The sequence below is a fragment of the Flavobacterium sinopsychrotolerans genome, assembly GCF_900110375.1.
Lineage (GTDB): Bacteria > Bacteroidota > Bacteroidia > Flavobacteriales > Flavobacteriaceae > Flavobacterium > Flavobacterium sinopsychrotolerans.
Genome location: NZ_FODN01000019.1, coordinates 1 through 1,618, shown reverse-complemented (window position 1 = coordinate 1,618; position 1,618 = coordinate 1). Strand labels below are relative to the sequence as shown.

Here is a 1,618-nt window from a genome sequence, read left to right as displayed (position 1 = left end):
TACTTTCCAGTAAATTCTAATTCAATCCGCAACAAATGTCGTGGTCCTACAACCCCAATATTGCCGTAACAACATTGGTTTGGGCTAATCCGCGTTCGCTCGCCACTACTTACGGAATCACTTTTGTTTTCTTCTCCTCCGCCTACTTAGATGTTTCAGTTCAGCGGGTTTGCCCACCTATCGGTGTACTATGTCTTCAACATAGTGGGTTGCCCCATTCAGGTATCTACGGATCATATCGTGTGTGCCAATCCCCGTAGCTTTTCGCAGCTTATCACGCCTTTCATCGCCTCTGAGAGCCAAGGCATCCCCCATACGCCCTTATTTTGCTTATTGTACCAATCTCGTTACTTAAAACAAGACCGTTTCTTTTACTTGTCTAATGATAAACAAGTAAAAAATGCTTTCTACTTTTTATTATTTTCTTATCTCAATATGTCAATGAACTTTTATGCTGAATTTATTTCAGCATCTTGTGGAGAATAACGGAGTCGAACCGTTGACCTCCTGCGTGCAAGGCAGGCGCTCTAGCCAGCTGAGCTAATCCCCCAATCTATTTATGAATTGTGAATTATGAATTATGAATTTATACTTCATAACTCCTCAACTCTAGAATTTCTTCTTTTTTTAAGTCTAAAATAGTTGTCTCGGACAGACTCGAACTGTCGACCCCTACATTATCAGTGTAGTACTCTAACCAGCTGAGCTACGAGACACTCTTATTCTTAAATGGTATTATTTGAACTAACAGCAAGAGTAATAAAATGTTGGCATTTGTTTCCAACTTGAACTTTCGTCTTCTTTCCCTAGCGTGTATTGCTACTAACACTAAGGCTCTAGAAAGGAGGTGTTCCAGCCGCACCTTCCGGTACGGCTACCTTGTTACGACTTAGCCCTAGTTACCAGTTTTACCCTAGGCAGCTCCTTGCGGTCACCGACTTCAGGCACCCCCAGCTTCCATGGCTTGACGGGCGGTGTGTACAAGGCCCGGGAACGTATTCACCGGATCATGGCTGATATCCGATTACTAGCGATTCCAGCTTCACGGAGTCGAGTTGCAGACTCCGATCCGAACTGTGACCGGTTTTATAGATTCGCTCCTGGTCGCCCAGTGGCTGCTCTCTGTACCGGCCATTGTAGCACGTGTGTAGCCCAAGGCGTAAGGGCCGTGATGATTTGACGTCATCCCCACCTTCCTCACAGTTTGCACTGGCAGTCTTGTTAGAGTTCCCGACATGACTCGCTGGCAACTAACAACAGGGGTTGCGCTCGTTATAGGACTTAACCTGACACCTCACGGCACGAGCTGACGACAACCATGCAGCACCTTGTAAATTGTCTTGCGAAAAGTCTGTTTCCAAACCGGTCAATCTACATTTAAGCCTTGGTAAGGTTCCTCGCGTATCATCGAATTAAACCACATGCTCCACCGCTTGTGCGGGCCCCCGTCAATTCCTTTGAGTTTCATTCTTGCGAACGTACTCCCCAGGTGGGATACTTATCACTTTCGCTTAGCCACTGAGATTGCTCCCAACAGCTAGTATCCATCGTTTACGGCGTGGACTACCAGGGTATCTAATCCTGTTCGCTACCCACGCTTTCGTCCATCAGCGTCAAT

General features: G+C 46.2%; 2 tRNA genes and 2 rRNA genes. All 4 read right to left on the bottom strand.

Annotated features, from left to right (window positions below):
* Nucleotides 1-335 (bottom strand): 23S ribosomal RNA (locus BMX64_RS15535); the annotation flags it as partial.
* Between the two features lie 141 nt (nucleotides 336-476).
* Nucleotides 477-550, bottom strand: a tRNA-Ala gene (locus tag BMX64_RS15530).
* A gap of 92 nt (nucleotides 551-642) precedes the next feature.
* Nucleotides 643-716, bottom strand: a tRNA-Ile gene (locus BMX64_RS15525).
* 124 nt (nucleotides 717-840) lie between these two features.
* Nucleotides 841-1,618, bottom strand: a 16S ribosomal RNA gene (locus tag BMX64_RS15520); the annotation flags it as partial.